Origin of the sequence: Terrimonas ginsenosidimutans, assembly GCF_022012415.1 — a bacterium.
Taxonomy (GTDB): Bacteria; Bacteroidota; Bacteroidia; order Chitinophagales; family Chitinophagaceae; genus Terrimonas_A; species Terrimonas_A ginsenosidimutans.
On the sequence record NZ_JAKLTR010000001.1, the window covers coordinates 37,352 to 57,471 of the forward strand.

Sequence of the window (20,120 nt, forward strand, 5' to 3'; positions counted from 1 at the left end):
AACTGCAAGAGTGACTAAGTGCAGAGGCGACCAAAGGTTTCTATTAAGTTCAATTACGCTTCGTACCCCAATCTCTCACTCACCAATCCATCTACATATTCCCTAATCACCCCAATCTTTATCTTCTCAATCACATCCCCCGCAAACCCATGGAGCAACATCGCTTTCGCCGTTCTTTCAGGCACTCCCCGTGATTGCAAATAGAACAATCCCTCCTCATCCAATTTCCCCACCGTACATCCATGCGAACACTTCACATCATCCGCAAAGATCTCCAATTGCGGCTTCGTATTCACGCTCGCCGTATCTGATAACAAAACGTTCTTATTAGATTGGAAGGCGTTTGTCTTCTGCGCCGGCTGTCTCACAAAGATCTTCCCATTGAACACACCCGTTCCATTCTCATCCAGCATGCCTTTGTAGAGCTCATTGCTATAACAATTCGGCTGTGCGTTGTCAACAACCGTATGATTATCGATCAACGTATTCCCTTTCGGATAATACAACCCATACAAATGCGCTTCGCAATACGCATCTTCCATCACCACGTTCGTATTGTTCCGTACGATCGCGCCATTCAGAGAGATCGTCACCGCATTCGCCAAACTTTTACCTGTCTGACGGATATGCGTCGTACTCACCTGGCTTGCTTGCGCATGCTCATTCTGAATTTTGACATAATCCAGGATCGCATCACGTTCAACAACGATCTCCATCACCTGGTTCGTCAGACTTTCCGCATTGCCAACGTTTGCAAACGTCTCAACAATTTGTATCTGTGCATTCTCACCCAGATGAACCAATGTTCTTGGTAATGCCAGCACCTGTCCATCCGTGATGTTATAGATGTACACCGGGTGCGACACGATCTTACCGCGTTTCACCGCGATGAACACCGCGCCTTTGGTTACAAAAGCCGTATTCAACGCGTTGATCCCGTCTTTCAGATATTGCGCGCTATGATTGAAATGCTTATTTACGATCTCAGCATATTCATTTGTCAATGCATCTTCCAGCGCCACCACGTTCAGTTCAGCTGAACGGATCGTCGAAAGATCCTGTGCATACTGACCATTCACAAACACCAGTTCATTCGCCACTTCATGACCCGGCAAACGATACGCATCGATATCGATCTGTTTCGATGCACCGATCTCAAAAGATTTATTGAAAAAACCTCCGATCCTCGTGTACTTCCATTCTTCATGACGCGTCGTCGGAATGCCCATCGTGCTGAATGCCGCAAAAGCATCCTGCCTTTTGGCGCTCAGCCCGCTGCCGCTGTCGGCCGACTGCAACTGTTCGAATTGTTCCTTTATATAAGTCGTTGTATCCATTACTTGTTTATTTCCGCGACCTGGTCAGCCAGCTCTGCCGCATCAATTTCGTTTTTAATAAAATCATATCCTTTCTCTTCGAGCTCGTATGCCAGTTCTTTCGGACCAGACTTCACGATCCGTCCTTTATATAATACGTGCACGAAATCAGGAACGATATAATCCAGCAGGCGCTGGTAGTGCGTGATCAGCAGCACAGCATTGTCTTTATTGCGCAGCTTGTTCACCCCGTTCGATACCACGCGGATCGCATCGATATCCAGGCCGGAATCCGTTTCATCCAGGATCGCGAGTTTCGGTTCCAGCATCGCCATCTGGAAGATCTCGTTGCGCTTCTTCTCACCACCGGAGAACCCTTCATTGAGTGAACGGCTCAGCAATGACTGATCGATATTCATCAGCGCCATTTTCTCTTTCATCAGCTTCAGGAACTTCACAGCATCCAGCGGCTCTTCACCACGATACTTGCGTACTTCGTTTACGGCTGTCTTGATAAAGTTCGTCGTGCTCAGTCCTGGAATTTCCACCGGGTATTGAAACCCGAGGAACAATCCTTCGCCCGCGCGTTCTTCCGGCTCCAGGTCAAGCAGGTCTTTACCGAGGAACTCTACAGAACCACCGAGCACTTCATAATCTTTGCGGCCAGCCAGCACCGATGCCAGCGTACTCTTACCGGAACCGTTCGGTCCCATGATGGCATGCACTTCACCGGGCTTGATGTCCAGGCTGATGCCTTTGAGAATTTTTCTTCCTTCAATACCTGCTTGCAGGTTGTCGATCTTCAACATTGAACTAACTATTTTTCTTTGTTATTGTACTTTGTTTGTGCGGCGTATTAAGTATCGCCAAGCCCGCTAAGGAATCGCTAAGTACGCCAAGATATCTTTGCGCCCTTTGCGCCTTCTCTGCGCCCTCTGCGATCCTCCTACGCCCATCAATTATCCAACGCTTCCTTCAAGGGAGATAGCCAGCAGCTTCTGAGCCTCTACCGCAAACTCCATTGGAAGTTGGTTCATCACCTCCTTCGCAAATCCATTTATAATCAGCGCCACCGCCGTTTCCGTATCCATCCCTCTCTGGTTGCAATAAAACAACTGATCTTCCCCAATCTTCGACGTCGTCGCTTCATGCTCCACCATCGAAGAACTATTCTTCACCTCTATATAAGGAAACGTATGCGCGCCACATTTATCACCCAGCAACAGCGAATCACATTGAGAGAAGTTCCGTGCATTGCTCGCATTCTTATTCACCTGCACCAACCCGCGGTAGCTGTTATTGCTGAATCCCGCCGAGATACCTTTTGACACGATGCGGCTCTTGGTGTTCTTCCCGAGGTGCATCATTTTGGTACCGGTATCAGCTTGCTGGTAGTTATTGGTCACGGCCACGGAATAGAATTCCCCGACTGAGTTATCGCCTTTTAATATTACGCTTGGGTATTTCCAGGTGATGGACGAGCCGGTTTCCACCTGTGTCCAGGAGATCTTGGAGTTATCGCCTTTGCAGATCCCGCGTTTGGTCACGAAGTTGTAGATCCCGCCCACGCCGTTCTTATCACCGGGATACCAGTTCTGAACGGTGGAGTATTTGATCTCCGCGTCTTTCATGGCCACGAGTTCCACCACGGCTGCGTGCAGCTGGTTTTCGTCGCGCATCGGGGCGGTGCAACCTTCGAGGTAGCTAACATAGCTGCCTTCGTCGGCGATGATCAGGGTACGCTCGAACTGACCCGTATTCTCGGCATTGATCCGGAAATAGGTGGACAGTTCCATCGGGCAGCGGACGCCTTTTGGTATATAAACGAATGATCCATCGGTGAATACAGCAGCATTCAACGCGGAGAAATAGTTATCTGTAATAGGCACGACCGTGCTGAGGTATTCCTTGATCAGCTCCGGGTGTTCCTGAATGGCTTCGCTGATGGAGCAGAAGATGATGCCGAGCTCACCCAGCTGGGCTTTGAAGGTGGTGCCGATGGATACGGAATCCACCACGGCATCCACGGCCACGCCGGTCAGTCGTTTCTGTTCATCGAGGGAAATGCCGAGCTTTTCGAAGGTCTTCCGGAGTTCCGGATCGATCTCATCCAGGCTACCGGGCTTGATCTTCTGTTTGGGGGCAGAATAGTACTTAATATCCTGGTAATCAATCGGATCATATTTGATATTTGCCCAATTGGGTTCTTTCATCTTTTGCCAGTGGGCAAAAGCTTTCAGGCGCCATTCGAGCATCCATGCTGGTTCGTTCTTTTTGGCTGAAATGAAACGTATGATGTTCTCGTTCAGCCCCTTAGGAGCTTCATCCGCCTCAATATCCGTGACAAAACCGTACTTATACTCGGCCTGTATCGCTTGTTCCAGGTAATCTTCAGAATCGTGGATCGGCCTGGCAGGTTTTTCTATTTCTGTTTTCATCATCCGCAAAGTTACGGAAGCGTGTGTACAAAAAAGTATAAATTGATTTTTGATTTTGGGGGATAAGACAGGCAAATAATTACATATGTGTAAAACCCTGCAGTAAGCCATATATATCCTAAAAAATTATACTTTATTTCCTACATTAGGAGTGACTATTTTAGCACGGTTAAATCTTTTCAATGGAATACAATTTAGAGACGGTAAAGGATTTAGTTACAATCGCAAAACCTTTCATCGATCCACTAATATCGTCATTTCTTAAGCCCAAACTGGAGAGATTGGGAAAATGGATCAAAAAACAAGATATTAATGGTCAGCTTGACGAGCCTTGGTTTGAAAATAGGTTTGAAGAGTATCTAGGCCGTACGTATGCCTTTTGCCAAAACGTCAATATTCTGCTCTTTCAAAATCAACAAATTAAAATCAGAGACATTTATTATCCATTAACACTTCAATCCTCAAAAGATCGCAAAGAAGTCAAAATAGATAAGTTTTCTATTACCCATATTCAGCCTTATAAGAAAATCTTGATTTCTGATACTGCTGGAATGGGAAAATCCACGATGGTAAAATGGATTGGCTCACAAATAATCGAAAATTCAATTGGTATTCCTATTATAGTCGAGCTACGAAATTTGAAAGAAAGCCATTCGCTGTTGGATGAAATCTGTAATCAAATTAACCCAATCGATGCGTCGTTCAACAAGGATCTGATCTTGAAGTTTTTGGAGCTAGGTAATTTTATCATTCTTCTTGACGGTTTTGATGAACTATTAACAAAAGATCAAGAAGTTATTACAAAAGATATTCGCGAATTTATTAACAAGGCGTCAAATAATTATTTCTTAATGACATCTCGACCGGAGAGCGCTTTAGCCACTTTCGGAGATTTCCAGTCTTTTAATATTCGGCCATTAGAGAAAGAGGAAGCTTTTGAACTAATTCTAAAATACGACTCTATATGCCCAATTAAAATTGGCGAAAAATTAATCACTGAAATAGACCAAAGCTTTAATCAAGCTAAAGAGCTCTTGAAAAACCCCTTTTTGGTATCGCTGATATATAGCACCTACACCTATAACAAAGATATCCCTTCAAATAAAGTATCATTTTATGAAGAGATTTATTTTGCATTGTTTAAGAGGCATGATCTTTCTAAAGATGGATGGACTCGCCCTAAGAAATCTAAGTTAGACATTCAACAATTTAGAACCCTTTTACGCCAGCTAGCATTTGACACGGCCGTTCTTGGGACTATTGTCTATAATGAATCTGAACTAACATCTTACATAGAATTAGCCAAAGGAAAATGTCCAGGAATCGTGTTTAAAAGCGCTGATTTCTTAGATGATCTTTTGTCATCGGTTCCTTTGTTTCAAAGAGAGGGAGCGAAATTAAAATGGGCGCACAAATCATTACAGGACTACTTTGCTGCTGATTTTATAGCTTATAATAGCCGTAAGGTTGAAATATTGGAAAGGATCTATACATCAGAGCGTGAAGGGTTCTTAAATATTCTAGATTTTCTTGCTGAATTAGATTACAAAACGTTTCGACAAATTGTAATACACAAACTTCTCAGAAAATTTATTCAGTTTTATGATACCTCCTACGCCGACTTTACAGATATTCCAGTAAATGATTTGAAGTATCGAAAATCGATAACTTTTGCAAGTTCGACTATCATTGCTAACAGAAAAAACTTTGAAAAGAGGGCTGAAGAGCTTTTTACGCTCGCTTCGACTATATTTGAAAACGCTCAACAAGCTAACCGCGTTATCACTGCAACGCACTTTTATCTGATTGTGGCCGATCAGTTCGAAGGGAAAATAATCGATCTGTTGCTCCAAAAAAGTATTCCATTTGTTAAAAAAGATTTATCAGAAGATCTTTCGTATAGAGAAAAGGTCAAGATACCTCAAAAAGAATTGTTTCTAGTGAACGATGATTTAAAATCGCCGTTAAATACGTCCAAAAATTTCTCGGAAATTACCCAGATATTACGTCACAGCCTTAGAGGTCCAGGCTCTAGGCAGGGCTCTTTTATCGACCCAGATCTAGCCAGACATGAACTTGCCCAAATTGAAAATGAGATTGCAAGAGAACAACTGATAGATAACTTTAAAGATATCTAAGAAGGCTTTGCTATTGATTGAATTTTGTATGTACAAGTTAACAGTTATTTTCACATCTTTGTAATAGATTAGTATAATCCATATCAAACTCTTGAAAATATATTTTTCAGTAAACAATGACCGGATCCGAGCAAATAAAAAGTCTTATAAAATCCTTTGGAGAAAGCGACGAAGCAAGATTCTTTGCTTCAGCTATGCAAATCGCGGCATCTGAAGCTAGACAAGGTCATTCAAACCTAGCTCAAGAGTTAAAGAATTTAATAGAAAACGCAAAGAAAAATCGATCTGCCCTTCAATATGAAAATGGCAAAGTCGTAAACATATCGACTTCCAGAAGAGAGATCAACGACCTAGTAGAAGTCTTTCATTCAAGAATAGATCTTTCAAGCATGATTTTGGAGACTTCTGTTAAACAACAGTTACTTAAACTAATTCGTGAACAAAAAGACTGGGAACTTTTAAGACATCACAATCTTGCTCCAATTAAAAAACTTCTTCTTACCGGTGCTCCTGGTACAGGCAAAACGATGACAGCTCATGCTTTGGCAGGAGAACTTGGAATTCCGTTATTTCTTATTCGCTTAGATGGCGTATTGTCGAAATATTTGGGAGAGTCTATCGCTAAACTACGGGTAATATTTGATCAGATGCCTGGTCAAAGAGGAGTTTACTTATTTGATGAATTTGACTCAATCGGGTCTCACCGTAATACAGGCCACGACATCGGAGAGATAAAAAGAATTCTCAATAGTTTTCTAATAAACATAGAAAAAGATAACAGCAACAGCATTATTATAGCCGCGACTAATTTACCAGAATCATTAGACAAAGCTCTATTCAGAAGATTCGATCTTATCATATCATATCCGTTGCCTACTGAAAAAGAGATCGTAAATGCTATTAAAAAATGCATTAGTAGTTATTCTCTGGATAAAACGTCAAATTTCTCTGCTATTGCGAAACAAGTAGTTGGTATAAATTACTCTGACATTTCAAAAGCATGTGACGAAGCAATAAAAGAAAAAATATTATCGGGATCTGCTAAAATTCACCGAGATTTTCTTTATACTGCCTTGCTAAATAGAATGTCATATGGCCGAACAATTGCCCCATCTAACGATTAACCCCTTTTTTACCGCAAACCCGTATACTTATCCCGGCCAAGGTGGCGGCGCAGGAATTGAGCTTGCCGTAAAAAATAGAACAGCTCACGCTAATAACTTAATAAAGCAATTAAACGCTGTTCAACAACAATTTCAAGTCAAAGCAGTGGACCCCACTCCTGAGAATATCGTTAAAGATGAATCCTTATATGTAGAGTTTTTATCAGACTATAACTTCCCTCTCGATTTTGACGCACTCAACTCGGACCGGCATAATGCCAAGTATCAGCTACTTAATATCAAAAAGGAGACTGTCAACATCAATGGTGAAGACAAAGACCAGTATCGTGTAGTAGTAGTAATGAAGCCCGGAGCGATTGGCACCTTTTTGAAAAAGGCTGGGGAATATATGGTCGAAAACACGAAAGATAAATTGGGTAATGATACAGGATTGCCCAAACATAGAAATTTATTGAATAATATTCAGTCGATTCAGCTTGCAACGTTGCGCTCATTCTGGACGGACGAACCAGAAATACCATTCCCAAACGAAAACGCAAATGTTTGGTGGGAAGCATGGTTTAGGAAAACCGACAACGAAACTCTGAAAGGAAAGGAAGTCCTTCAGAACTTGCAGGAGGTGGGGGCATCGGTTGGTCAACAAATTTTACAATTCCCAGAACATACGGTTCGTTTAATAAAGGGAACTGCTAAACAATTATCAGAATCAATTTTTCTATTAGATAATTTGGCAGAATTAAGAAAGCCCCAACAGCTCAATAATTTCATTACGAATAAGAACATAGATCTTTCTACAAAAGAGACTTGGCAACAAGATTTATTAAAACGAACCAAGGCTTCTTTCGATGAAAATTCTGTACTGGTTTATTTACTCGATAGTGGAGTCAATAATCTTCATCCCTTGATAACCCCATTTTTACCAACAAATCGGCTTTATACTTACAAGCAAGCGTGGGGCACGGAAGACACTTGGGAAGACGGAGGACACGGCACTGGCATGGGTGGATTGGCCTTATATGGAGATTTGACGACCGCATTGGCAAGCCCAAGCGATATCCAGATTTTTCACGGATTAGTATCCTTTAAGATAGTCCATCCCTCAGATCCTAACACACCAAATTTATATGGCTCGATAACGGAAACGGCATGTAGTACTCCCGTAGTCGATTTCCCCCAAAATCCTAGAATTTATTGCTTATCGATAACAGATAGTACTACCGTATTTAAAGGGAGGCCATCAACTTGGTCAGCAGCCGTAGACAAGATTACTTTTGGAAGAGTAATTGACGATGAGCCTCAACTCATGATAGTGAGTGGAGGAAACGTCAACTATATGCAAGCCCACATTGATGCCCAACATTATAATTCTTATAATTTGCTTGAATCTATTCACGATCCAAGTCAAAGTTATAATGCACTAACGGTTGGCTCCTATACAAGAATGGATCGAATTGACCAGACCATTTGGCCGAATGTAACACCACTTGCTAACAACGGTCATATGTCACCGTCCAATTCCACATCCTTGCTATGGGATGACCAATGGCCATATAAACCAGACATTGTAATGGAAGGTGGCAACTTGGGTAGATCTGGCTCAATGATTCTTGACAACATCCATACGCTAAAGCCCCTGTCTTTAGATAAAGATTTTCAGCAGTACATTTTCAATCCATTTGGAGATACTAGCGGGGCTGCAGCATTAGCTTCTAAACTAGCCGCCGAGCTGAAAACAAAGCATGGACATTTCTGGCCTGAAACAATCCGAGGCTTGATGGCACACTCTGCTGAATGGACAGATGTTATGCTTAACGGAGTTTCCCTTTCGAACGCCACAGTACAGCAAAAGAAAACTTTATTACGCTCATTCGGCTATGGCGTTCCTATTGAGAGAAATGCCTTCTATAGCGCTCAGAATTCTGTAACATTGATTTCTCAAAATTATATCCAGCCTTTTAGAATGGACGGCAGTGCTGTTAAGACTAACGAATATCATCTCTATGAAATTCCTTGGCCGACTGATATTTTACAGAATATTCTGACAGACAAGGATGTCACACTCAAATTGACTCTATCCTATTTTATTGATCCAAACCCTGGCAATAGAAGATATGCGAATAATTTTTCCTACTATTCTCATGGTCTAGATTTTAAAGTAATAAAGCCGGCAGAAAGTTTAGATGTCTTTAAAAGACGCGTCTCAGGAGCTGAGGAAAATCAACACACAACCTATCAGGGACAAGAAGAACCATGGATTTTGAAGGAAAGTTGCCGAAACAAAGGCTCCTTAAAAAAAGATTTTATCATCTGCTCAGGGGCTGATTTAGCTCTGCGAAACATGATCGCTATATATCCGAAACATGGTTGGTACAGCAGTAGGAAAAGATTAGGCCTTGCCGAGTCTATCGTGCGATATAGTCTCATCATTAGTATTGAAACTGAAGGAGCTGAAACAGACCTGTATACCGCTATTTCATCACTAATTGAAAATACTTTGCCACTTTAGTACAATGGCATTTCGTGATATTAAAAGTCATCGCTAAAAAATTCTTCAAAAGAAATATCAAGGCTTTTTAGAACCTTGTATAAACTGCCTAGTCTCAAATCATCTTTACCTTGCTCGTATTTCCCATACTGAGCTCTTGCGATATCATGATCGTAAGCAAAATGTTCATAGTTTGAGTAGCCCTTTGCAATTCGCAGTTTGCGAATTTTATTTCCCACCTTTTTCAAGAAAACTTCAAAATCATCTTTAGGAATATCCTTTTTCGCTTTAGCCATTTATAAAGTAATGAAAATTACCGTGTATTAATTACTATTAAAAAAATACTACTAATTAGTGGCTTTATTAAATAAGTTTCCTATCTTCGGATAGATGTTATAGCAATGTACATATCAGTTATAGACGATCAAGTTGAAGCAAATCAACTTCCGATCGCCCGCATCGCAGCCGCTACGCCCCCGCTGACCATCATTACCAAACGACCAATTGAATACTCCGGATCAACACCGTTACCGGATCACCTCCCATGATACCCGTAACACCGTTGCCCGCGCTCCTTCAATCATCATCCTAAACCGTATTAAAAATTGTTAAACTTAATTTTATGAATATCCGTCTCAAACCCAACCAAAAAATCCACATTCAATCCTCCTCCGATATCTACCAGATTCTCCAACCCATTTTCCGCCGTTACAGCAAGCTGGACCGTGATCGTGAACACCTCTGGATGATGACACTTGACTGCTCTCAAACGGTCCGCAAGCTGGAGCTGCTGGGCCTGGGCACTCAACGTACCGTGCTTATTGATCCCATGGAAGTGTATCATCGTGCTTTGCTGAGACGTGCCGCGTCGATTGTGGTGATTCATAATCATCCGAGCGGCAGTCTTAAACCGTCCAGGGCAGATAAGACGGCTACGGAGAAGTTAGTAGAGGCAAGTCGATTTTTGAACATCAAATTATTAGACCATTTGATTATTTCGGAAGATGAATATTTCAGCTTTTTGGATGAAGGCGTATTTGAAACGCTGGAAACGAGGAAGTTTATAATGTTTAATTCCATTCTGGCAATGGATTGACAATTCTCTAAAACTATTAGAGTTTTGGACATACTCAAAACCTTGATTGTTAACTATTAAAAACAAAAACAGTAATACTACAAACTGTATAATATTTTATAGATAATTGTACAGTTTGTAGTATTAGTTTTGTACCTTGATAATCCATATGAAAGCAAGTCCATTAAAGGTTAAAATTCGAAAGGTTGACACGGACGAATACGTTCCGGCCACCATTCGCCACGCGCCAAATAATTCTCTACCGTCAATTCAAGATGGATGGCGGTTTAATTTCAATAAGGAGATCAGGAAAATAAAAAATGCAATAGGCTATACCCTTACAGTAGATGAAACGCCTCATATAACCGAGGGCGCATTGATTTTCGACCTAAAATTCGAGCAGCTTGCATTCATGTCATACATAGAGATAGCTCCTCACAATAAAAAGAAGCCTAAAAGATTCGATGACGTTGCTGGTTGCCTGATTGCATTTGCGTTCAATGAAAGCCTTCGACTATGTGAGGGAGACTATAAGGCATTATTAGTCTTCGACATTTCGGAAGAAAAGTGGGTAGATCAAAAGAAACTAGAGTCAATATATACCAAAAATTACGGCGCCATTCCTTTCCCAATGGGAGGCTGGTGTATTATGGATGCGGCAGGATACGCCCTGAGAGAGCGATATCTCGGAATTAAAAACAATAACAAATAAAATATTTGGCCATGGAAAATAAGAAAAAAAGAAAAGAAAAATTTCAGGATATAGCAATAGGACAAGCGGAATATAAGGAATGGAGTGCTGAAAAAGTGGCAGCGGTAAAAGCGGCCGTTAAAGAGCATGCGGCAAAGCGCTCAGAAGAACAGAAGCTGTCAAATGAAATGGTAGCCATTGAACTCAAAATGATTCATTATGTAAACCAGGAGAGCCAGAATACACGTAAACCAATTAAAATTGCTGACTTTCTGAGCCAATACCTGTCTGTCATGAAATTATCTTTCAAACGTTTCGCAGAAGGTCTTGACACAAAAGACAGCAATCTAAAAAAATATGTAGACGGCGAACGTTCTTTCAATGGAGACCTGGCTATGAAGTTTGGAAGCTTTTTTCATACTTCACCAGATTTGTGGCTGAAGGTGCATGCGAAAAATGAGCTACTGCAATTGCAGGAAAATAAAAAAGATAGTCAACGGTATAAAAGATATGATTATACAACGGTAATTGAAATTGGATCTGCAGTAGAGGCAAATGGTGCGAGAAAAACTTCTGTTCAGGTAGAAAGCCGGACTGGCGCTTCCAAAAAGGGCGTAGGTTATGCAAAACACTCAGCAAAGAGCTATAAAGCTGAGAAATCATTGGTTCTGCGCGATAGTGGCAGCAAAGTGAGGGGATCATCTAAAGTTGCCCAGAAGGATTCTTATGTACCAAAAGCGGTTGGTAAAAAGCAGGCGAGGTAAATTACCTACCTGTCAATTTTGGACCTTTAGGTTATGACAAAACTCAAGCAAATATCACAGAAAGGCGATCTTGCTGTCCGGTGGCTGCGCCAGCAAAAATTCAAGATGGGGCAGCCTTTTATGATCTACAGTAAAGACCTTCCCATGCAATTTGCCTATCTTGAATTTGCTTCCGGATTAATTCAACTGGCTGAAATAAAGACCGGTTCAAGAAATTTCTCTATTGTCCGGGACCTCAGTATTGCTGAAGCTAACGCCATCTGCAAAAAGTTCAAATTAAGCTACTCTTAATTATGGTTATTGAATATTGATGCCTCCCGGACGGGAGGCATGTTCATTTAAAGATGGAACTTAACCATAATTAGTTTCGTTATCTGTTATCCGTTTCATGTTTGAGAATTTAAATGGTTACTGGTTGGTTGGATATAGTGAAAGTCGTAGTTAAATAAAGTTAGCGTGTTATAATAATACTTCAAAAGAAATTGATCTCATGAAGTCGCAAAGAAAGGAAGATAAATAAAACAAACATTCAGATTCCACAACTGCTTGGCCCCATCTTTTTGAAGGGCTAATCCAATAGAAAGAATACCTATCCGATTTTAGACAATTTACCCGGTTAACAATCTTGCCTCTTCTTCCAAATCGACCTACCTTTGCAATATGTTCTATCGCCGCAAAATAATTTTAGCACTTCTGCAAACCTTTGGTGGCAATCTGGGCAAAACTCAGATGCAGAAACTTCTATTGTTATATGCACATCGCCAGGACAAGCCTGCCTTTCATTTTGTGCCGTACCGATACGGCTGTTATTCCTTTCAAGCTGCAGCAGACGTTTCCACCATGCAGAAATACGGTCAGGTTGCCGTCACTAACACCGGCATCAAAAGCACCGTCGAAACTGACTTTATCGGACAACTCAATGAAAAGGACCGCTCCGCACTTAAGCAGCTTCATCTCTTGCATGGAAAGAAGAGCTATGCAGATCTTATAAAATACACCTATCAGCATTTTCCTTATTATGCAATAAATAGTTCAATTGCCGAGCGCTATTTGAACCCCACCGAACTGCAAAACCTATCAGACCTTAAACCATCTGCGTCCAAGACTATCCTGTACACCATCGGCTATGAAGGCGTGTCCTTAGAGCAGTATTTGAATAAATTGATCGGAAAGGACGTGAAGATGCTTGTAGACGTTCGCAAGAACCCAATGAGCATGAAGTATGGCTTTACAAAAAGCCAGCTTTTAAAGGCATGTGAAGCCGTCGGTATCCAGTATATGCATTTCCCCGAAGTCGGGATAGTATCGGAAGAGCGCCAGGAACTGAGTTGCCAGGCCGATTATGATCGCCTTTTTGACAAATACAGACGAGATACATTACCACATACCAGCTCTACCCAGGAAAAGATCTTACAATTACTGAAAGACAAACAGCGTATCGCCCTGACTTGTTTTGAAGCGAATATCTGCCAGTGCCACCGAAAACATCTTGCTGAAGCCATTATACGATTGCCAGAATGGAACTACGAACTTATCCATCTATAAATGCCTCGCCTGAAAATTCTACTAACTGTCACTACTTATCCTCTACCATCCCGAAGCTACGACGAACTTGTTTGCACAGCAGGCGTCCTTGAAGATGGCAGCTGGATACGTATTTACCCAATACCATTAAGTTTCCTGCTTGATCTTAAAAACTCAGGCAAGGTTAACAGCGTAAAATACACTTGGATTGAGCTTGAAGTAAATAAACGTGAAGATGACTTTCGGCCGGAAAGTCATTCGCCCAAATTTTATGACTTTAGGGATGTTATTATTCATGAACCTCGCGTGAATACCGATGGTAATTGGCTATTGCGTAAAGAATATTGTCTCAAAAATGTTTATTACAATTTTGCTACGCTGATCGGAGATTCAAAAGATCCAAAAAATGTTTCCCTGGCGACTTTCAAGCCAGCCTCTATTGATTGTTTTGTGTGGGAAGAAGATACCCGTGAATGGAAAAACGAATGGGTGGAACTTAGAAAACAAACGGATCTCTTTGCACAGGGGACTGCAGACCCGCAAAAGCTAATCCCGAAAGTACCTTATAAGTTTTTCTATAAGTTTACCGATGACGTAGGAAAACAAAGAAGACTTATGATCGAAGATTGGGAGATTGGTCAACTCTATTGGAACTGTTTGCGCGATGCAAAGAAATCCGGATTGGTCGATCAGAAAACGGCGGAGAAGATTGCTCTACAAAAGGTAAAAGCCAAGTACTTCGATGATTTCGCTAAGACCAAGGACATCTATTTGTTTGTTGGAACTACACGGGAATGGCATACACGGAGGGCGCTTAATCCTTTTGTGATAATCGGAGTGTTCTACCCGATGAAAGAAAGCCAGGGAAGACTTTTCTGATTTTCACAGACTATCACTCCTCTCGATGGTGGAGAATAAAAAATTTGCCTTTTCTTATGAAAAAATTAATTTGACGAATCTTAATTTCAAAAATAAGCATGAATATTTTTAAGATATCAGCGATTTTCGGCTTAACACTAAGTTCCCTCGTTTGTTTTTCTCAATTACAAACAGGCCGTCTAGATGAGCAAATCTTAAAGTCGATAGTCGTAATAAAAAAAGGAACCGCTACTGGTACAGGCTTTTTAGTAGGCAAACTAGGGTCCGCGAATACGGGCTACGGCAAACTCTTTCTCGTGACAAATAAGCATATGATTGGTTCGTATAGCTTGGTCGATACCTTGATGATCGCAGATTCAATCCAAATTTTCTTTTATGATAGCTCGAACAACAATCAAATACTTCCGATAGTGTTGAAATTAAAGCCTGAGGGTATACCATCCCATGCAATACACCTTCACCCCAACCCCAAAGTCGACGTTGTTGCAATTGATATTACATACATTGTTAATCAAGTTCCAGAGATCTACAAATATTGCATATTATCTCAAATGTTGCTTCCTTTAAAGGAAATACCTGTTGAGACCAATACAGGTTGGGGTTCTCCGGTTTTTGCTATAGGTTATCCTTTTGGGATTCGTGTAAACAATACAAATACTCCAGTCCTAAAATCAGGCATTATCGCTTCCGCATTGACGGGTGATCTCGAGATAGCATCCAGTTGGAAGAACCGCAAAGGGGCTATTTTAACAGCCGTACAGTCTGGTAGTTTCTTTTTAGTTGATGGGTTAATCGTCGGAGGGAATAGTGGGGGACCAATTGTGACCCCAGCAGAAAAGATAGAACGTAAGCTTGGCGATAGGACTCTTGCGAAATATCAGCCAAATTACGTATTAGGCATAGTTTCCCACGGGGTATCTGGAAGTGGGATCTCGACAATTTTCTCCTCCGATACAATAATTGAACTATTATATTAACTATAATGAGAAAAATAAACAGCGCACAAATGTTTGCTCTTCTAATATTTATTGGGGCACATTTTCTATCTTATGTATCAAATGGCCAATTGACTGGCGGTTCAAGCACAAGTGATAATATGAACATAAGCGGCTATTCATACTTGCTGTATACAATAAAGAAAGGGCGAAATGAAAAAAATTTAGGAAACTGCTTCTTTTATCGAACAGGCAACAAAACTTACATAGTAACATCTGCCAGCCTTTTAAATGATTGGGACGCAATTAACAATATGGAAGTTGAGGACAAAACGATAGACTCCGCTTATATTTTGGTTCCACTTAAAGGGTCTAAGGAGTTTGCACGAATTGAAATGAATACAAATTTTACGAAACTAGAACATGACAGAATGAATGTCTTCTATAAAAGACCCAGTTGTTATGTAGCCGAAATCGAATTGGCAGATACATTAAATATAAATACTATTGACAAATTAATCACCCAGAACTATCTTAGAACTAACCCTGAAAAAATATCTTTAATGGGGTTTAGCAACACCAGTTACGAGAAAAATAAGCCAAAGACGCTAACCAATCTTAGCAAAGTTAAAATTACTGGTAATGTTATCGATACTATAGGAAGCCCCATAGTATGGCAACCGGGAAATCATGTTGATAGCAATCATTACGCCATTCACATAGATTCCCAATTTAACAATGTCACAACTAGCGGAAGCCCCGTTTTTTTACGATATGGCAATTCCATAGTTTGGGGTGGAATGATCTCTCACGGCGAAGGCAGTGACATACTGTTTGCAATAAAACCAGCCTATATATTAAAAGCAATCGCAACCACTAAACATCGACCGTTTTATATAAACAAAAAAACAAAAGTCACCCCAGCAAAAGTTCAGACCTTTAAGCGCCAAAAATGATTACTGATCTTAAACACAATACCAGTTATGTCTATCCTGTAAAAAACAATCCGTGTTTTCTATCATATCTCTAGCATAATTATGCTCTAAAAGAAATTCCAGCTTTTTTTAAATGCTTTTGAATAAGCGAAAGTGACATCCCAGAGAATAGTTGGCCTGGTTGAGTAAACTTTTTCAGCCCCTTTATATGGTCTTGAAGCAATTTTTGGGCATTTGACATAGCGGCCGATGTAATTCCTCCTGAATTGACCAAATTAATCAACCCGTCTAAAGTCTCTAATGCTGATAATACGGTTAGAGCTTGCTTAGCACGTGCCTCAACCAACTTTTTGCGTAACAAAGCGAACACCTCAATCGAAACCTCCGCTTTTCTGTATATGACGGCATTTGTCTTTTTGATTGGATAGACAAGTCCGTCCTTTGTAAATTCAAGGAACTTAAGAGGATCTTCTAAACATGGATTTATCAATAATCTATATGGTTCTTCTAAATTAATTTTTCGGTTATGAGAACGAATCCGTTTTCGGTTATCAGAAAGAGGAAACTGGTTTTTTTTGCCTAATGTTGTGACCGCTCCACTAGGAGTAGGCTGTTTGCGGGCTTGGTTACAATGCTTACAAGACAAAAATAAATTTTCCCATGTAGCTGCCAGCCAATAATAACCAGGTTTCAAAGAAGTTGAATCGTCTAAAGTAACTTCTCCTTTGGGACGAAAATGCTCTACATCGCCATCATCAATTGCCAAGACTAGACTTTCGCAATAGGCACATTTGTCATAACATAGATCTGATACAGCTTTTTTAACCTCCGGAGCCTGATACGCCTTGTAAGTGAATTTTCCATTCACTCGTTTTGATGTAAAAAACTTTATGGCTAGTGTTGTTTCCGTAATGCCTGACTGTAAAGGATCAGTTAAACTTAAAGGAATCGGGATGCGGCTTCTATCCAGCTTTCTCATGCATTAATAATTTTCTGCTGTATTTCTAAAGGTTCGTCCCACCACTTCTGTAAGAGCGCGATTGTTGTGTCCTTTAAATTAGATTCGGATAAAGTATTTTGATCTGCCTTTTCTTTCGCAAGGATCGTGTCGACCGCCGTAAATGCTAACTCTTCTCGTAAACTATGCCCTAGATGATCTTTTCCTCGTAATGCTTCTTTTAACAAATTTAGACGTTTCTTCTGCCTGATCGTTAATCTTCCTTGACGAGCTAGCAATTGATAATATTCATCGAAATCTTTTTCTAGTTTTTCATCAATTGTGCTATTTAAACCAAAAAATCTCGACGTTAACAATTGATCTGCCCTAAACTCATCTGGATTTGGCAAATCCCCAATAGCATAGATTTGACCTTGATCGTTCTTTTTAAAAACGGCTATCTCTCCTGCTGTCAATCCTTTCAAACAAAGAGGATCGTGCGTGGTCACGATGAATTGTAGTCGCGGGAATGCCGTTCTAAGGGAGTTGACAATACGCATCTTCCAACGAGGGTGCAGATGTGTGCCAATTTCGTCAATAATAACAATACCCTCGACAACTTCCATAGTTGAATTTCCTGTCATTAATGCCTGCATCATATCACAAGCTAAAGCGATAACGGATTTGTATCCATCGCTCAATGTGTCTAGCTTATCTGGGTGCTTTCGTTGATCAGAGTAATGAATTAAGACATCATTTTGATGAACGGAGATTGTTAAGTCAGGGTCTTCGATTTCCTTTGCTAATAGAGACTTCAAAGCGCGACAAGCAAAGTCAAACTGCTCTTTATTTTTTTCATATAAAGAAAGTAGCCAATTGTCGGCGAATAGGGCTGTGGCAGGATTGAACATATTACGAGCCCTCACTTGCCCTTTTGTATATTCCGGCTTTATATTTTTAGTAGGGAAAAGTCGAGTTGCTCCATAAGCCAGCAAAAATGTTGGAGGTTTACGTTCGTTACATTGAATAAGTGACCTAGTAAAATGCAACTCTACTGTGATTTGATCCTCTTGTTGGATACGAACAAATCCGCTGTCGGCGCCATTCCGAAGTACTTCCGTCGGCTTTACTTTCATTTTTCGCAGGTATTCTTCGCCCATTAATGTGAGTGTCAGTGCTTGTAAAAACGAACTCTTTCCCACGCCATTCTCTCCTAAAAGCATTAGCCAAGGCTCTCTCCGCCCCCCTCCCTTCGGAAACTGTAACGTTAACCTCTCAATGCATTTGAAGTTTTCAATTTCAATAGATTTTATTGAAAACCGGTTTAGAAATGACGTTGCTATGGAGATGTCTGTTATCTTTTTATTTGTTACGAGCTGGCTGACTGGTTGTTTCCTAGATATAATTCCGGTCTTACGCATAAATTGATTTAAAATGCCCCCCCCATCAATAGTCTGAAGCATTTCTGCCAATTTAGAATTCTTCCTTAAGTATTCTTGTAAATAAAATTTCTGAATGCCTAAGAAAGGAAGAGTTGATTTGACTTTAATAACCTCACTGATTCTGATAAGTAGTTCTTCGACTAGGGCGGACATATGCAACCGGGTCGTGTCAGTTTTAGACGACGAAAGCATGCCTTTTTCTAAGCCTCTTATAAGATTTATGAATTCTTGACAAATGCGTCTACGCTGTTCTACTAACGCTTTTCGATTTAACTTCAGAATATCAATGGTTACTTCACCTTTATGTGTTAAAGGAATTGCCATTCCGTTTTCTTTGTAACTTAAATGCAAAAAGGGGTCCTCAAAACAAGGATCTATTAGCAGATTTTTCTCCGACTTGCGAATTTGAATAAATGTTTGCGTGAGTTTAGCACGCTTTCCCTCAACAGGAAACCAATTGACTTTGTACCTGCTACAAACTTCACAGCTTAAGTACATGTTCCGCCAATCGAAAGCAAGAGTCCAATAATGATCCAACGAAAATTCATCATTTAATCCTCTGGCGGAAGATTTTGGTCGAAAATGATCGAAATCTCCGATGTTTATCATGCTGATTTTTGATTCACAGTACGCACATTTCCCATTGAATTCTGCTAATAAATAAGTTCTTATTTTTTCCAAAACAGATTGAGGTAATGGAATGGAAGGAGGTCTTGTTTGCCGACGGGTATGTTGCGGTTTTTTGTAATAATTTCTTAGCTCAGTTTTCAATTTGATAATCACCGAAGATGTCATAAATCCAGGTGGTGCAGGCGTTCGCTTTATCTTAATCATTGTATGTGGCTTTTGACTTTTGGTACACGCCGTAATTACCTCCTCAATTTTTTGAGATTTTTATCTAACGAACGTGTCTGCTTTCTTAGATGTGTGTCCTGTTTAAAAAGGTGGGATTATATCTAAGGTAATAACTGTAAAGGTGTTCAATCAGAGTTTTTTCACCCTATTGATGACGGTGAAAACACCGACCCGGTCCTTTAAATACTCTCGTTTCTTTTCTTCCACCCAACCCTTAAAACTGCGCGTGAACCACCTCTACCTCACGAACTAACCCCCTCCAAACCCCAACCACCACCCCCATCCCAACCTCACTCCCCCCACCCTCATCCACCTGCAAACCAACATCATCCAACTTCTCCAACCCCAAACCCAATTCCAAAAAAACCAATAATAAAACTCTCTAATCATCACATCCCCAACCAACCACGCCCCAATTCGAATACCCCACCCAAAACCTCAATCCACCAACACTCCCCTCGATACTCCAATCCGCTCCCCTTAAACCTACGCCTAAACCTTCCTCCCATCTTCATCAACAACTCATCAAACACTCATCAACTCCTATCCATCACCCGAAAATCAAACCATTCCCCCGCAATT

At 40.7% G+C, this 20,120-nt stretch carries 17 protein-coding genes; 11 read left to right on the top strand and 6 right to left on the bottom strand.

The genetic code is table 11. The annotated features are described in order from the left end of the window. Positions 1-53: 53 nt before the first annotated feature. The 3 genes from sufD to sufB all read right to left on the bottom strand — a co-directional run bounded on the left by sufD (position 54) and on the right by sufB (position 3,757). On the bottom strand, positions 54-1,337 hold the full coding sequence (gene sufD / locus LZZ85_RS00165) for a Fe-S cluster assembly protein SufD (RefSeq protein WP_237867892.1): 1,284 nt from the start codon (positions 1,335-1,337) through the stop codon (positions 54-56). Continuing rightward, complete coding sequence (sufC, locus tag LZZ85_RS00170) at positions 1,337-2,125, bottom strand: Fe-S cluster assembly ATPase SufC (protein ID WP_237867893.1); 789 nt, start codon at positions 2,123-2,125, stop codon at positions 1,337-1,339. The genes sufD and sufC overlap by 1 nt, the downstream gene beginning before the upstream one ends. Positions 2,126-2,275: 150 nt before the next feature. Further along, the gene (gene sufB / locus LZZ85_RS00175) at positions 2,276-3,757 is read right to left on the bottom strand and encodes a Fe-S cluster assembly protein SufB (RefSeq protein WP_237867894.1); all 1,482 of its coding nucleotides are present in this window, start codon (positions 3,755-3,757) and stop codon (positions 2,276-2,278) included. A 179-nt stretch (positions 3,758-3,936) separates the two neighbouring features. Here sufB and LZZ85_RS00180 point away from each other — a divergent pair, with 179 nt between their 5' ends. The 3 genes from LZZ85_RS00180 (at position 3,937) to LZZ85_RS00190 (ending at position 9,522) form a co-directional block, all read left to right on the top strand. Further along, the gene (locus LZZ85_RS00180; protein WP_237867895.1) at positions 3,937-5,892 is read left to right on the top strand and encodes an NACHT domain-containing protein; all 1,956 of its coding nucleotides are present in this window, start codon (positions 3,937-3,939) and stop codon (positions 5,890-5,892) included. 116 nt (positions 5,893-6,008) lie between these two features. Next, a complete protein-coding gene (locus LZZ85_RS00185) occupies positions 6,009-7,016 on the top strand; it encodes an AAA family ATPase (protein ID WP_237867896.1) in 1,008 nt (335 codons plus the stop codon). Further along, on the top strand, positions 6,985-9,522 hold the full coding sequence (locus LZZ85_RS00190) for a S8 family peptidase (protein ID WP_237867897.1): 2,538 nt from the start codon (positions 6,985-6,987) through the stop codon (positions 9,520-9,522). Before LZZ85_RS00185 ends, LZZ85_RS00190 begins: the two co-directional genes overlap by 32 nt. Before the next feature lie 20 nt (positions 9,523-9,542). Here LZZ85_RS00190 and LZZ85_RS00195 read toward each other — a convergent pair whose 3' ends face one another. Further along, positions 9,543-9,797, bottom strand: coding sequence for a helix-turn-helix transcriptional regulator (locus LZZ85_RS00195; RefSeq protein ID WP_237867898.1), 255 nt, complete (start codon positions 9,795-9,797; stop codon positions 9,543-9,545). Positions 9,798-10,123: 326 nt separating this feature from the next. Between LZZ85_RS00195 and LZZ85_RS00200 the strand changes: the two genes are divergently transcribed. From LZZ85_RS00200 to LZZ85_RS00235, 8 genes are all read left to right on the top strand, one after another. Then, positions 10,124-10,597 carry a JAB domain-containing protein gene (locus LZZ85_RS00200; RefSeq protein ID WP_237867899.1) on the top strand — a complete coding sequence of 158 codons (474 nt, stop codon included), beginning with the start codon at positions 10,124-10,126 and terminating at the stop codon, positions 10,595-10,597. 148 nt (positions 10,598-10,745) lie between these two features. Beyond that, positions 10,746-11,288: a hypothetical protein gene (locus LZZ85_RS00205; protein WP_237867900.1), complete on the top strand. Its 543-nt coding sequence runs from the start codon at positions 10,746-10,748 to the stop codon at positions 11,286-11,288. An 11-nt stretch (positions 11,289-11,299) separates the two neighbouring features. Further along, complete coding sequence (locus LZZ85_RS00210) at positions 11,300-12,031, top strand: helix-turn-helix transcriptional regulator (RefSeq protein ID WP_237867901.1); 732 nt, start codon at positions 11,300-11,302, stop codon at positions 12,029-12,031. Between the two features lie 33 nt (positions 12,032-12,064). Beyond that, a complete protein-coding gene (locus LZZ85_RS00215; RefSeq protein ID WP_237867902.1) occupies positions 12,065-12,322 on the top strand; it encodes a hypothetical protein in 258 nt (85 codons plus the stop codon). Positions 12,323-12,691: 369 nt separating this feature from the next. After that, entirely contained in the window at positions 12,692-13,576 is an 885-nt protein-coding gene (locus LZZ85_RS00220; protein ID WP_237867903.1) for a DUF488 domain-containing protein, read from the top strand. Next, positions 13,577-14,434: a DUF8758 domain-containing protein gene (locus LZZ85_RS00225; protein WP_237867904.1), complete on the top strand. Its 858-nt coding sequence runs from the start codon at positions 13,577-13,579 to the stop codon at positions 14,432-14,434. A gap of 98 nt (positions 14,435-14,532) precedes the next feature. After that, the gene (locus LZZ85_RS00230) at positions 14,533-15,411 is read left to right on the top strand and encodes a hypothetical protein (protein ID WP_237867905.1); all 879 of its coding nucleotides are present in this window, start codon (positions 14,533-14,535) and stop codon (positions 15,409-15,411) included. 5 nt (positions 15,412-15,416) lie between these two features. Continuing rightward, the gene (locus LZZ85_RS00235; RefSeq protein ID WP_237867906.1) at positions 15,417-16,325 is read left to right on the top strand and encodes a hypothetical protein; all 909 of its coding nucleotides are present in this window, start codon (positions 15,417-15,419) and stop codon (positions 16,323-16,325) included. Between the two features lie 79 nt (positions 16,326-16,404). On the opposite strand, the gene LZZ85_RS00240 is transcribed toward LZZ85_RS00235, so the two are convergent. Beyond that, complete coding sequence (locus LZZ85_RS00240) at positions 16,405-17,283, bottom strand: HNH endonuclease family protein (RefSeq protein ID WP_237867907.1); 879 nt, start codon at positions 17,281-17,283, stop codon at positions 16,405-16,407. Next, positions 17,280-19,517: an AAA family ATPase gene (locus LZZ85_RS00245; RefSeq protein WP_237867908.1), complete on the bottom strand. Its 2,238-nt coding sequence runs from the start codon at positions 19,515-19,517 to the stop codon at positions 17,280-17,282. The genes LZZ85_RS00240 and LZZ85_RS00245 overlap by 4 nt, the downstream gene beginning before the upstream one ends. Positions 19,518-20,120: the final 603 nt, after the last annotated feature.